The 13,168-nt window shown below is 55.6% G+C and carries 12 protein-coding genes and 1 other annotated feature; of the genes, 8 read left to right on the top strand and 4 right to left on the bottom strand.

Going from position 1 to position 13,168, the window contains the following annotated elements:
* Positions 1-1,797, bottom strand: coding sequence for an allophanate hydrolase (gene atzF / locus KTJ90_RS16280; RefSeq protein ID WP_003854868.1), 1,797 nt, complete (start codon positions 1,795-1,797; stop codon positions 1-3).
* Positions 1,798-2,065: 268 nt separating this feature from the next.
* Between atzF and sltY the strand changes: the two genes are divergently transcribed.
* On the top strand, positions 2,066-3,985 hold the full coding sequence (sltY, locus tag KTJ90_RS16275; protein WP_003854865.1) for a murein transglycosylase: 1,920 nt from the start codon (positions 2,066-2,068) through the stop codon (positions 3,983-3,985).
* 45 nt (positions 3,986-4,030) lie between these two features.
* Positions 4,031-4,351 carry a trp operon repressor gene (gene trpR, locus KTJ90_RS16270; RefSeq protein ID WP_003854864.1) on the top strand — a complete coding sequence of 107 codons (321 nt, stop codon included), beginning with the start codon at positions 4,031-4,033 and terminating at the stop codon, positions 4,349-4,351.
* Here the strand turns inward: trpR and yjjX are convergent, their stop codons facing one another.
* On the bottom strand, positions 4,352-4,870 hold the full coding sequence (gene yjjX / locus KTJ90_RS16265; RefSeq protein WP_008925545.1) for an inosine/xanthosine triphosphatase: 519 nt from the start codon (positions 4,868-4,870) through the stop codon (positions 4,352-4,354).
* 205 nt (positions 4,871-5,075) lie between these two features.
* On the opposite strand from yjjX, the gene gpmB reads away from it, so the two are divergent.
* Positions 5,076-5,723: a 2,3-diphosphoglycerate-dependent phosphoglycerate mutase GpmB gene (gene gpmB / locus KTJ90_RS16260; RefSeq protein WP_003854857.1), complete on the top strand. Its 648-nt coding sequence runs from the start codon at positions 5,076-5,078 to the stop codon at positions 5,721-5,723.
* Positions 5,724-5,762: 39 nt separating this feature from the next.
* Here the strand turns inward: gpmB and robA are convergent, their stop codons facing one another.
* Positions 5,763-6,647: an MDR efflux pump AcrAB transcriptional activator RobA gene (gene robA, locus KTJ90_RS16255; protein ID WP_003854854.1), complete on the bottom strand. Its 885-nt coding sequence runs from the start codon at positions 6,645-6,647 to the stop codon at positions 5,763-5,765.
* A gap of 193 nt (positions 6,648-6,840) precedes the next feature.
* Here robA and creA point away from each other — a divergent pair, with 193 nt between their 5' ends.
* Positions 6,841-7,314, top strand: coding sequence for a protein CreA (gene creA, locus KTJ90_RS16250; protein ID WP_033743110.1), 474 nt, complete (start codon positions 6,841-6,843; stop codon positions 7,312-7,314).
* A gap of 88 nt (positions 7,315-7,402) precedes the next feature.
* On the opposite strand, the gene arcA is transcribed toward creA, so the two are convergent.
* Positions 7,403-8,119 carry a two-component system response regulator ArcA gene (arcA, locus tag KTJ90_RS16245; RefSeq protein WP_003854852.1) on the bottom strand — a complete coding sequence of 239 codons (717 nt, stop codon included), beginning with the start codon at positions 8,117-8,119 and terminating at the stop codon, positions 7,403-7,405.
* Positions 8,120-8,728: 609 nt separating this feature from the next.
* Between arcA and KTJ90_RS16240 the strand changes: the two genes are divergently transcribed.
* From KTJ90_RS16240 to thrB, 4 genes are all read left to right on the top strand, one after another.
* Positions 8,729-9,433 carry a tRNA/rRNA methyltransferase gene (locus KTJ90_RS16240; RefSeq protein ID WP_003854850.1) on the top strand — a complete coding sequence of 235 codons (705 nt, stop codon included), beginning with the start codon at positions 8,729-8,731 and terminating at the stop codon, positions 9,431-9,433.
* Positions 9,434-9,621: 188 nt separating this feature from the next.
* The gene (gene thrL, locus KTJ90_RS16235; protein WP_071591720.1) at positions 9,622-9,690 is read left to right on the top strand and encodes a thr operon leader peptide; all 69 of its coding nucleotides are present in this window, start codon (positions 9,622-9,624) and stop codon (positions 9,688-9,690) included.
* Positions 9,629-9,747, top strand: a sequence feature (Thr leader region). (Overlaps the previous gene by 62 nt.)
* Before the next feature lie 26 nt (positions 9,748-9,773).
* Positions 9,774-12,236: a bifunctional aspartate kinase/homoserine dehydrogenase I gene (thrA, locus tag KTJ90_RS16230; RefSeq protein WP_499025441.1), complete on the top strand. Its 2,463-nt coding sequence runs from the start codon at positions 9,774-9,776 to the stop codon at positions 12,234-12,236.
* Between the two features lie 2 nt (positions 12,237-12,238).
* Complete coding sequence (gene thrB / locus KTJ90_RS16225) at positions 12,239-13,168, top strand: homoserine kinase (RefSeq protein ID WP_003854848.1); 930 nt, start codon at positions 12,239-12,241, stop codon at positions 13,166-13,168.

Genomic DNA, 13,168 nt, shown 5'->3' with positions numbered 1-13,168 from the left:
TCAGTGACTCCCCTGTGATGCCAGCCAGTTGCGCCAGCCGCCCGTCTCAGTGATTTCCAGCGCACTCTTCAGCGCTGAGCCTTCGCAGATAAAGCCTTTAACAACGCGGCCATCGGCCAGCGTCAGGCTGCCGATCCCCAGTGGGGCCGGAATCTCCGCCACAAACTCGCCGAAACGGGCCAGTGGGATATCCCACAGCTCAACGGTGATCGCCGCTCCCTGTTCGTCACGCATCAGGCCCGGTTTTTTGATTGCACCTTCCAGCAGGGCAAAGAGGCGGTAGTGTGGCGCGGTCTTCGTCTCTTCCACCCAGACGGCATTGCGTTCGGTGAGCTGGAAATTGAGCGGCATGCCGGTGAGATGCGCGCCCACTACCGCCAGCCGGACGTGGTCAGGTGAGACAGGTAAGGTTGTGGATCGGGTCGGCCACGGCTGACCGGTCGCGCCCAGCGGCAGGGCGAGCTGCTGCTGCCAGCGAAGGCCGAATTCCGCCAGCGCCCGATCGTGCCAGGCGGGTGCAATCAGCGTGATGCCTGCCGGAAGATCGTCGTTGCGGAACGGTGCGGGCAGCGCCAGGGCAGAGAGGTCGGCGAGATTGGTGAAGTTGGTGTAGGTGCCGAACTGTGAGTTGAAGTAAATCGGCTCCTGTTTCATCTCCTCCAGGGTGTGAATGGTGGGTGAGGTCGGCACCACCAGCGCATCAAACTGTGCCAGCGTCTCCTGAATCTGACGCGTCAGTTCGGCCCGCAGATACTCCGCCTTGTAGGCGTCCACCGCGCTGTATTTCAGGCCGCTGGTGACGATCTCATGCACTACCGGGTCCATCTCCGCCGGACGGTCAAGCATCTCACCCACCGCCGCTGTGCGTTCGGCAACCCAGGGACCGTAGTAGAGCTGTTCAGCGAGCGTCCGGAACGGCGTGAAGTCGATGGGGTGCAGCGTCGCGCCGCCCGCCTGCAACGCTTCCAGTGCCTGATCCCAGGCCGCTTCAGCGGCAGCATCATCAAAAAACGCCGGGTGCGCCGGAATAGCGAAACGGGGATGACGCGGCAGGCTGGCTGGGGCGGTGCGCGGATTAATACGCGAATAGGCATCACCGGCATCGTAGCCACCCATGATACTGGCGACGCTAAACGCATCTTCTGCCGTCAGCGCAAATACCGAAATGGTGTCGTTAAGGCGACAGGCGGGCACCACGCCGCGTGCAGAGAACCAGCCCTTGGTCGGCTTGAGTCCGACGATATTATTAAAGCCCGCCGGCACGCGGCCCGATCCTGCGGTATCGGTGCCCAGTGAAAAAGCGACCAGTCCGCGCGCCAGCACCGATGCCGAGCCAGAGCTGGAGCCACCGCTGACGTAATCAGCGTCAAAGGTATTACTGACCGCGCCATAGGGCGAGCGGGTGCCGACCAGGCCGGTTGCGAACTGATCGAGGTTGGTTTTACCGATGACGACTGCGCCAGCGGCTTTCAGCCGGGCGACGGCGACCGCATCTTCGCTGGCGGTATAGGTAAACGCAGGGCAGGCGGCGCTGGTCGGCCAGCCTGCGACATCAATGTTATCTTTTACGGCGAAGGGCACACCAAACAGCGGCAGCGACGCGGGATCGCGTTCATAGTCTGCCAGCAGCGGTTCAATCTGTGCCGCTAACTGGTCAGGTGTCGCCAGATAGATCCAGGCATTATCGTGTGTGTCGAGCGCTGCCAGGTGCGCACTCAGCAGCGAACGGATCTGTTGTGGTGCCTGCTGAGTGCGCTGCTGCCAGGCGGGAAGCGTCAGGCCGAAGGTAGAAGTCATACGAAGAATTCCAGCTGGTATACAAGATGGAATTCAACAGAGCAAAGCGTGTGCCAGTTTTTAACGCAATGATTCAACAGTTTAAATCGCTGGGTAATAAGATTTACTGATGATAATTTGCACAATCACGGCGCGTACGCTGAGCGATGACGGTGCGTTAACTGTCTGTATGCGTAAATTTTGTGAAGAACATGGCAAGAGTGCGGTGGCCCGGTTAGCATGAAGACTGTCTGGCAAGTTGCCGGCCCCAGCAACAGAGGAGATTTACGTGGTGAAGTGGCGTAACTGGATGATAGGGATCTGCCTGGTCGGTTCGGCCAGCAGCGCATGGGCCGATTCGCTTGATCAACAACGGCAACGTTATCAACAAATTAAACAGGCCTGGGACAGTAACCAGATGGCCACCGTGGATCAGCTGTTGCCTACGCTACAGGACTATCCGCTCTATCCTTATCTGCAATATCGCCTGCTGGCTCAGGATCTCGATCAGGAGACCACCCTGGCCGTGCAGAACTTTATTCGCCAGTACCCGACATTGCCTCCCGCGCGATCGCTCAGCACCCGCTTTATCAACGTGCTGGCTTACCGACAGGACTGGCAGGGCGTGCTGAACTTCAGCCCGACCGAACCCAAGCCGGTGCAGGCGCGTTGCAACTGGTATTACGCCAAATGGGCCACCGGGCAGCAGCAGGCCGCGTTTGATGGCGCGAAGCAGATCTGGCTGCGTGGCACGGCGCTGCCTGCGGATTGCGATAAGCTCTTCTCGGTCTGGCAGGCGTCCGGTCAGATTTCGCCGATTACTATCCTGGAACGTATCCGGCTGGCGATGAAAGCCGGTAATGACAACCTGGTGAGCTATCTGGCGAAGACGCTGCCTGCCGATTATCAGACCATGTCTGACGCGATACAGGCCCTGCAAAAGGATCCGTTAACCGTCAGCACCTTCGCCAGTGCCGTGGGGCCAACCGACTTTACCCGTCAGGCCACCATTTACGCCTTTACGCGTGTGGCGCGGCAGGACATGGAAAATGCCCGCAGCCTGATTCCGATTCTGGTCCGGGCCCAGAAAATGGGGCCGGAAGATGAGCAGGCGCTGAAGGAGATTGTGGTCTGGCGCATGATGGGCAGCGATCTCACCTCTGAGCAGGCACGCTGGCGCGATGCAGTAGTGATGAACAGCGAGTCTACCGCGCTGGTGGAACGCCGGGTGCGGCTGGCGCTCTCTCAGCATGACCGACGCGGCCTGAACACCTGGATTGCTCGTCTGCCGCTGGAAGCCAAAGAGAAAGATGAGTGGCAGTACTGGCAGGCCGATCTGCTGTTTGAGAAAGATCGTAAAGAGGAAGCGGAAGAGATCCTGCGCAAGCTGATGAAAGAACGCGGCTTCTATCCGATGGTGGCTGCTCAGCGGCTGGGCGTAGACTATCCGTTGCAGATTGATGAAGCGCCGAAGCCTGACAGCGCCACCCTCCAGGGACCCGAGCTGGCCCGCGTTCGCGAGCTGATGTACTGGGGGCTGGATAACCTGGCCCGTAGCGAATGGAGCAATCTTATCGGCAGCCGGACGCATACGCAGCAGCAGATGCTGGCGCGCTACGCCAACGAGCAGGACTGGTGGGATCTCAGCGTGCAGGCGACTATCACCGCCAAAATGTGGGACAGCCTGAAAGAGCGTTTCCCGCTGGCGTGGCGGAGTGTCTATGAGCGAAATACCGAGGTGAAGCAGATCCCACCGAGCTATGCGATGGCGATTTCGCGTCAGGAGAGCGCCTGGAACCCGAAAGCGCGTTCGCCGGTCGGCGCCAGTGGTCTGATGCAGATTATGCCTGCCACGGCGGCGCATACTGTGAAGATGTACGATATACCTGGCTACAGCAACACCAGCCAGCTGCTTGATCCGGAAACCAATATCCAGATTGGTACGCAGTATCTGGAGTATGTCTATCAGCAGTTCGACCAGAACCGGATTTTCGCCTCAGCGGCCTATAACGCCGGGCCGGGCCGGGTGCGAAGCTGGCTGAAAACCAGCGCGGGCAATCTCGACGCCGTAGCATTTATTGAGACCATTCCGTTCTCTGAAACGCGCGGCTACGTGAAGAGTGTGCTGGCGTATGACGCCTACTATCGTTACTTCATGGGCAAGCCTGACAAGATCCTGTCAGATGCTGAGTGGAATCGCCGTTACTAGCTGTGCTAAGCTTCCGTACTCTTTAGCGAGTACGGAAGCCTCTTCATGACCCATTCTGATTCCCTCTCTACCGATGCACATCCGGCAGAAGATAGCTGGCAGCGCTTTGTCGTGCTGATGCAGCAGGCCTTTGCAGATGGCCACGCACTGCCTCTGATGCAACTGATGATGACGCCCGATGAGCGGGAAGCGTTCGGCACCCGTCTGCGGATTATCGAAGAGTTAATGAATGGCGAGATGAGCCAGCGCGAGCTAAAAAATGAGCTCGGCGTCGGCATCGCGACGATTACCCGTGGGTCTAATAGCCTGAAAGAGGCGCCGCCGGAGCTGAAACGCTGGCTGGAAGCGCGTCTGGGACGCGCCTGATTACTGTTGATAGAGCGGATGAACGAACGGGCAGAGCGCCAGAATCAGTGCCTGATGATAGACACTGGATCGGCTGAGCAGGCCGTTCGTAAACGCCCCGATTGCGCCACCCTTGTGTTTGATATTGTCGATGCCGGTTAATCGCGCCATCTCTTCGCCGAGTTCACGGCCTTCACGCAGACCCGCCAGCACCACCGGAGGCAGGGTGAAACTGGCCGAGCGCGACTCGCCACGCTGTTTCTGATTTTCCACCACCATCCAGGCAAATGCGCTGTCATCTTCGATGCCCGCCTCAATGGCGACCCAGAATGCCGCTTCTGGTCGGACCTGCCGGGCATTCATCACGCGCTGACGTGCGCCAGTTCGCGTTTCGAGATGGGTTAACGGTTGTGCAGCAACGCCGCTATCGACCTCGACCCCTTCAATATGGCAGGATCCCTCGCCGAAAACGTCGCTGAAAGCCTGAGCAATCGCGTGAATCTTCGCTGGGTTGGTTGTGGCTGCGACAACATGGTACATAATTGATTAAACCCTCAGATGATTAAGCGCCTGACCCATCCGGCTGTTTTCGTTGTCATTCTGAACCCGGGCTGTGCTGACAACCCTCACGTACTGCGTGTACGCCGGATTGTTCCGCGCTGCCTGTGTCTGGAATGTCTGCAACAATGACGTTTGATGGAACAGGGTCTAAAGCGATTTTTGTCGCAGTATAACGGAAACTAACATGCTACAGGTCTATCTTGTTCGTCACGGTGAAACGGTATGGAATGCGGAACGCCGTATTCAGGGTCAGTCCGACAGTCCGCTGACGGAAAAAGGTGAGCAACAAGCCTGGCAGGTGGGTGAGCGCGTGAAGCATTTGGGCATCACGCACATTATTGCCAGCGATCTGGGGCGCACGCGTCGCACCGCCGAGATTATCGCAGATGCCTGCGGTTGCTCAGTGACGCTTGATGCGCGCTTGCGTGAACTGAATATGGGTGTGCTGGAGAAGCGTCCGCTGGATGGCTTAACGACGGAAGAGGAGCAGTGGCGCGCTGCACTGGTCAACGGGACCGAAGGTGGCCGTATCCCTGAAGGAGAGTCGATGACGGAGATGGCGACGCGCATGCACGCCGCGCTGAATGCCTGTCTCGATCTGCCTGCCGGAAGCCGTCCGCTGCTGGTCAGCCACGGTATGGCGCTCGGGTCTCTGGTCAGTACAATTCTGGGTTTGCCCGCCTATGCGGAACGTCGCCTGCGCCTGCGTAACTGCTCTATTTCACGTGTGGATTATCAGCAGAGCGCCTGGCTGGCAGAAGGCTGGATTGTAGAGACGGCGGGGGATATTTCCCATCTGGATGCGCCTGCGCTCGACGAGCTGCAACGCTGATTGCTTAAGGCTGCCGTCACGATGACGACAGCCTTAAACTTAGCTGGCTTCAGCCTGCTGGCGGCGAATCGGAATCAGATATTCGCAACGGATCTCAGTCGGTGGCTCCGAGCGCTTTTTACCGCCATGGGTATAAAAGCGTTCGATATCCTGCCCTTCACGGCGGGTCAGCCCCAGCGTTGGCATGCAGGTACCGTAAAGCAGCAGGATAAATTCCTGCAAATTGACACGCGGACCGTTAAAGGTGAACTGCACATAGTCGCCACCTTCCAGAATAACCTTCTGGCCAGAATGCAGGTTCACCGCGCTGTCAGCAGGCACCGCAGTGGTATAAAGAATCTCCTGCTCGTCATCTTTGTCCTGGCTGGCACGCACCTGATGCAGGCCATACAGCACCGGCGGAATCGTGTCCGTTTCCAGCAGGAACTGCTTCCAGAAGTGCATTCGCATTTCATCGCGGTAGCTGGAAATCTGCTCCAGAATACAGGTGTAGTTCTGGGTTTGTCCCACCAGCACCGTTTCCGGCAGGCTGACGAAAGCCGGTTCCGGCTGCGTCTCATCATCCAGGCGAATCGGGGGACGGATACCGAATGAATTCCATTCGGAAGAGCGACGATACCAGGCCGGTGTCTGTGCAAACTGTTTTTTGAATGCACGCGTAAAAGTCTGTTGTGAATCAAAACGATACTGCAGTGCGATGTCCAGGATCGGGCGACTGGTCAGGCGCAGCGCCACGGCGGCTTTAGACAAACGACGGGCACGGATATAGGCGCCGATTGCGTGCCCGGTCACGTCTTTGAACATCCTTTGCAGATGCCACTTAGAGTAACCCGCTTTCTGGGCAACATTGTCCAGTGAAAGGGGTTGATCCAGATGGCTCTCCAGCCAGACAAGCAAATCGCGAATGATACCGGCTTGGTCCATAAAACATCCTCTACTCTGGTGGTGCAGCTAAACGCATTCGAAGAATATTAGCACTCATTGCTCAAAAGACGTGGGACGTTTCTCGGGGAAGGTTGTGCTAAATCAGTACGGGCTAAAACCCGTTTTGGTTTGGTCATTGTATCGATTAACAGTACATTACATTCTCATCTATTCCATTTGCAATGGTAACTCCATGACAATATCCCGACTTATGATCGCTGCGCTGACTACGCTGACCTTTTCCAGCCCGCTTTTTGCCGAACAGATTGGCTCTGTTGATACGGTCTTCAAGATATTCGGGCCTGACCACAAGATTATTGTTGAAGCTTTCGATGACCCGGACGTTAAAAATGTAACCTGCTATATCAGCCGGGCAAAAACCGGGGGAATCAAAGGCGGATTGGGGCTGGCAGAGGATACCTCTGATGCCGCCATTTCCTGTCAGCAGGTCGGTCCGGTTGAAGTGAGTGATAAAATTGCACAGGGCAAAGCAGAGGGGGAAGTGGTATTTCGCCAGCGCACCTCTTTAATCTTCAAAAAGCTGCAGGTTGTCCGCTTCTACGACAAAAAGCGCAATGCGCTGGTCTATCTGACCTATTCCGATAAAGTGGTTGATGGCTCACCGAAAAATGCGCTCAGCGCCGTGCCGATTATGCCGTGGCACTGATAATGTTGTGGCATTCATAATGCCGTGGCACTGAACATAAAAAAACGCCCCAGGAGGCGTTTTTTTATTTGCTGCATCAAACAAGCACTTACTCGTGCAGGTCGCCGCAGAAGCGATAACCTTCACCATGAATGGTGGCGATGATCTCTGGCGTATCCGGCGTGGATTCGAAATGCTTACGGATGCGACGAATGGTGACATCGACGGTGCGATCGTGCGGCTTGAGGTCGCGGCCGGTCATTTTCTTCAGCAGGTCGGCACGGGTCTGAATTTTGCCCGGATTTTCGCAGAAGTGCAGCATGGCGCGAAACTCACTACGTGGCAGTTTATACTGCTCGCCGTTTGGATTGATCAGAGAGCGGCTATTAATATCCAGCTCCCAGCCATTGAATTTATAGCTTTCTACCTGACGGCGCTCTTCCCCTGGCATAGCCAGATTCATGGTGCGCGACAGCAGGTTACGGGCACGAATAGTCAGCTCACGCGGGTTAAACGGTTTGGTGATGTAATCATCAGCGCCAATTTCCAGACCGAGGATTTTATCGACTTCGTTGTCACGGCCGGTCAGAAACATCAGGGCGACATTGGCCTGCTCACGCAGTTCACGGGCCAGCAACAGACCGTTTTTGCCAGGCAGGTTGATGTCCATGATGACCAGGTTAACGTCATTGTCGGTCAGCACCTGATGCATTTCAGCACCATCAGTCGCCTCATACACCACATAACCTTCCGCCTCAAAAATACTCTTGAGGGTATTACGCGTGACCAGTTCGTCTTCAACGATAAGAATGTGCGGGGTCTGCATGTTTAGCTACCTAAAATTTGCCAACAAATTGAAAACAGGGCGTACAGCGGTATGGCGTTCTCCATCATCGAGAGCGGCGGGCCGCGCAGAACCGTTGTACGAAATCATATTTTGATAAGCCATCTATCAACGTCAACAACAGTATTAGCTCAGCCAGTCAGGATGAAAATTGCATGCCCCGGGCGTTAATGATAATGGCGCATATCCTAACTGTATTAACAGCAACCTAACAGCACCAACTACAACCGATAAGCATAAAAACAACGCTTCGTTGACTTATATCAAATGCAATTGTAGCACGTTAACACTTTTGTGAAAAACTTCTCGCAGAATGCCTGTTTAGCTCACAAAAAGCATCATTTTCGTTACATTTTCAACTCATGCAGGCCAGAATTGAACCGGCTGGGAATCACATTTTATCTTATTGAATTTAAATGGATAAATAACGTTTTTTTTAATAAAACGCCTTCTGCCCATAAAAAGGTTCAGGCCATCAGTTTTAACCAGTTTTGACATCATTAATCCACAATTTTCTTATTACCTTCTGGCACCTGAATCTTTAAGAGCCATGTTAATATGACGTTAGATAAATTGACCAATGGATTAAATATGCTTTTCCCACTGATTCTCGTCTCGCCTGCGCGGCCAGAAAACATCGGCGCTGCGGCGCGTGCCATGAAAACCATGGGGTTCAGCCAGCTGCGCATCGTGGCCAGCGACGCCTGGCAGGATCCTGCTGCGCGGCGTGTGGCACATGGTGCTGGCGACATTCTTGATAACATTCAGACCTTTGCTACCCTTGCTGACGCGTTAGCGGATATCGATTTTTCTGTCGCAACCACTGCGCGCAGCCGGGCAAAGTTTCGTTACTACGCCACACCTGAACAGGTTGAAACGCAACTGCTGGAGAAGCGTCAGTGGGTCAACAGTATGGCGCTGGTATTTGGCCGCGAAGACAGCGGGCTGACTAACGAAGAGCTGGAACAGGTCGACCTGCTGACGGGCATCCCGATGGCGAATGACTATCCTTCACTGAATCTCGGTCAGGCGGTGATGGTCTATTGCTATCAACTCTCGACGCTGAATCAGGTTGAGGCGCCTGTTGCGTCTGCCGCCGATGGTCAGCAGTTACAGGCGCTGCGCCAGCGATTCCATCAGCTGCTGGCGCAACTGGAGGTCAGTGATGATGAGAAGCTGTCAGACTGGATCGATCAGCGGGTAGGTCTGCTGGAACAGCGCGACAGTGCGATGCTGCACCGTCTGCTGCACGATATTGAAAAAAAACTCACAGATAAATCCTCGGCAAAAAGCTGATTTTACAGCAACAGATCGCAGAGGATTTCAGCATGGCAAACGATCGCATAGCGTTTTACGGTTTCAGCGGTGGCTGTGCGCAGTGGTTGAAATCTGTCCACCGGACAAATCGGGTTGACTTAACGTGCGCTTTGCTTTACTTCTGGACGCAAGACGGACAGACAAAAACAGACAGACAATAAATCTAAATGCGTAAAATCAGCCTGAACACCACAATTATTACCACCACCATTACCACAGGTAACGGTGCGGGCTGACGCATACAGGAAAAACAGAAAAAAAGCCCGCACCTAACCAGTGCGGGCTTTTTTTTCGGCTTAAATTCAGGAGAGTTTATATCATGCGAGTGCTGAAATTCGGCGGGACCTCGGTAGCGAATGCGGAACGTTTTCTTCGCGTCGCTGACATTCTGGAAAGTAATGCGCAACAAGGACAGGTTGCAACCGTGCTCTCTGCGCCAGCAAAGATCACTAACCATCTGGTGGCGATGATTGAAAAAACCATCAGTGGTCAGGACGCTCTGCCGAATATCAGCGACGCCGAACGCATTTTCAGCGAGCTGCTGCAGGGACTGGCTGATGCACAGCCGGGCTTTGAGTTTGATCGACTCAAAACCCGCGTTGACCTTGAGTTTGCGCAGTTAAAACAGGTTCTGCACGGTATCAGCCTGCTGGGACAGTGCCCGGACAGCGTTAACGCAGCGATTATCTGTCGCGGAGAAAAACTCTCGATTGCGATCATGGAAGCGCTGCTGCAGGCACGCGGCCATGAGGTCAGCGTGATCGACCCGGTGGAGAAATTGCTGGCAATTGGCCACTACCTGGAATCCACAGTTGATATTGCCGAATCGACCCGCCGCATCGAAGCCAGTCAAATTCCACCACAAAACATGATCCTGATGGCGGGTTTTACGGCCGGTAATGAGCGTGGCGAGCTGGTGGTGCTGGGCCGCAACGGTTCAGACTATTCAGCCGCTGTGCTGGCCGCCTGTCTGCGCGCCGACTGCTGTGAAATCTGGACCGATGTAGATGGCGTCTATACCTGCGATCCGCGTCAGGTGCCGGATGCGCGTCTGCTGAAGTCGATGTCCTATCAGGAGGCGATGGAGCTCTCCTACTTCGGTGCCAAAGTGCTGCATCCCCGCACCATCGCGCCGATTGCCCAGTTCCAGATCCCTTGCCTGATCAAAAATACCGCCAATCCACAGGCACCCGGCACCCTGATTGGTGCCGAAGGCGAGCCGGATGAAAGCCCGGTAAAAGGCATCACTAACCTGAATAATATGGCGATGGTGAACGTCTCCGGTCCCGGCATGAAAGGGATGGTCGGAATGGCGGCCAGAGTCTTTGCGGCCATGTCGCGTACCGGCATCTCTGTCGTGCTGATCACCCAATCCTCTTCCGAATACAGCATCAGTTTCTGCGTGCCGCAGAGCGAGCTGGCGCGGGCGCGTCATGTGCTGGAAGAGGAGTTCTATCTGGAGCTGAAAGATGGGCTGCTCGATCCGCTGGATATCATTGAAAACCTGGCGGTGATCTCGGTAGTGGGTGATGGCATGCGCACCCTGCGCGGCATCTCAGCAAAATTCTTCTCGGCACTGGCACGCGCCAATATCAATATCGTGGCGATAGCGCAGGGCTCCTCTGAGCGTTCTATCTCGGTCGTGGTGAATAATGACGAAGTGATCACCGGCGTGCGCGTGGTGCATCAGATGCTGTTCGCCACCGATCAGGTAATCGAAGTGTTTGTGGTGGGTGTCGGCGGAGTCGGTGGTGCGCTGCTGGATCAGTTGCATCGCCAGCAGGCGTGGCTGAAGAAAAAGCATATCGACCTGCGTGTGTGCGGTATCGCTAACTCGCAGGCGTTGTTAACCCACGTTCACGGTATTGATTTAAGCAACTGGCAGTCGGCATTAGCCGAAGCCAAAGAGCCCTTTAACCTGGGCCGTCTGACCCGTCTGGTAAAAGAGTATCATCTGCTCAATCCGGTGATTGTGGATTGCACCTCCAGCCAGGCCGTTGCCGATCAGTATGCTGACTTCCTCAGCGAAGGCTTCCATGTGGTGACGCCGAACAAAAAGGCCAACACGTCATCCTGGAATTACTATCAGCAGATGCGTGCCGCCGCGGCCAAATCGCGTCGTAAATTCCTTTACGATACCAACGTCGGTGCCGGACTGCCGGTGATCGAAAACCTGCAGAACCTGATGAACGCGGGTGATGAACTGCTGCGTTTCTCCGGCATCCTCTCTGGCTCACTGTCGTTTATCTTCGGCAAGCTGGATGAAGGCGTTTCGCTGTCGCAGGCGACAAACATGGCGCGTGTGATGGGCTTCACCGAGCCCGATCCGCGTGACGATCTGGCTGGCACTGATGTGGCGCGTAAGCTGCTGATCCTGGCGCGTGAAGCGGGTCATCAGCTTGAGATGAGTGATATTGAGATCGAGCCGCTGCTGCCCGCCAGTCTGACCGAAATTCAGGATGTTGAGCAGTTTATGCAGCGTCTGCCCGAGCTGGATAACGCCTTTGCCGACCGCGTTGCACAAGCGCAGAATGAGGGCAAAGTCCTGCGCTACGTGGGCGTGATCGAAGAGGGTGGCGTCTGTAAAGTGAAGATTGACGCCGTTGACGGCAACGATCCGCTCTATAAAGTGAAAAACGGCGAGAATGCCCTGGCGTTTTACAGCCGTTACTATCAACCGATTCCGCTGGTGCTGCGTGGATACGGTGCAGGAAATGATGTCACAGCGGCCGGTGTTTTTGCCGATCTGCTGCGTACGCTGTCATGGAAGTTGGGAGTTTAATCATGGTAAAAATTTACGCACCGGCCTCGATTGGCAACGTCAGCGTCGGCTTCGATGTGCTGGGCGCGGCGGTGTCGCCGGTCGATGGCTCCCTGCTGGGTGACTGTGTCTCTGTGGAAGCAGCTGAGCAGTTTTCTCTGACCAACGCCGGACGTTTTGTCAGCAAGCTGCCCGCCGATCCGAAAGAGAATATTGTCTATCAGTGCTGGCAGCTTTTCTGCGAGACGGTGGGCAAAGCGATCCCGGTGGCGATGACTCTGGAGAAGAATATGCCCATCGGCTCCGGTCTGGGTTCCAGCGCCTGCTCGGTGGTGGCCGGATTAATGGCGATGAACGAATTCTGCGGCAAGCCACTCAGCGACAGCACATTGCTGACGCTGATGGGCGAGCTGGAAGGGCGGATCTCCGGCAGCGTGCATTATGATAATGTCGCTCCCTGCTTCCTCGGTGGCATTCAGCTGATGCTGCAGGAAAATGAGATCATCAGCCAGGCGGTGCCGGGCTTTGACGACTGGCTGTGGGTGATGGCCTATCCGGGCATCAAAGTTTCAACCGCAGAAGCGCGCGCTATTTTACCGGCGCAGTACCGCAAAGAGGACTGTATCAAACATGGCCGTTTGCTGGCCGGCTTCATTCACGCCTGTCATACGCGTCAGCCGCAGCTGGCCGCTAAACTGATGCAGGATGTGATTGCAGAACCCTACCGGACCCGACTGCTGCCTGGCTTCGCCGAGGCGCGGCAGGCCGCGAAAGATATTGGCGCACTGGCGTGCGGTATCTCAGGCTCTGGTCCGACACTTTTCGCCGTTTGCAATCAGATGGAAACGGCACAGCGGATGGCTGACTGGCTGAGCCAGCACTATCTGCAGAATGATGAAGGCTTCGTCCATATCTGCCGTCTCGACACGGCTGGCGCACGACAATTGGGATAA

The sequence above is a fragment of the Pantoea jilinensis genome, assembly GCF_019104105.1.
Taxonomy (GTDB): Bacteria; Pseudomonadota; Gammaproteobacteria; order Enterobacterales; family Enterobacteriaceae; genus Pantoea; species Pantoea eucalypti.
The sequence above is the reverse complement of the archived record's forward strand: the minus strand, read 5'-3'. Positions and strand labels throughout refer to the sequence as shown.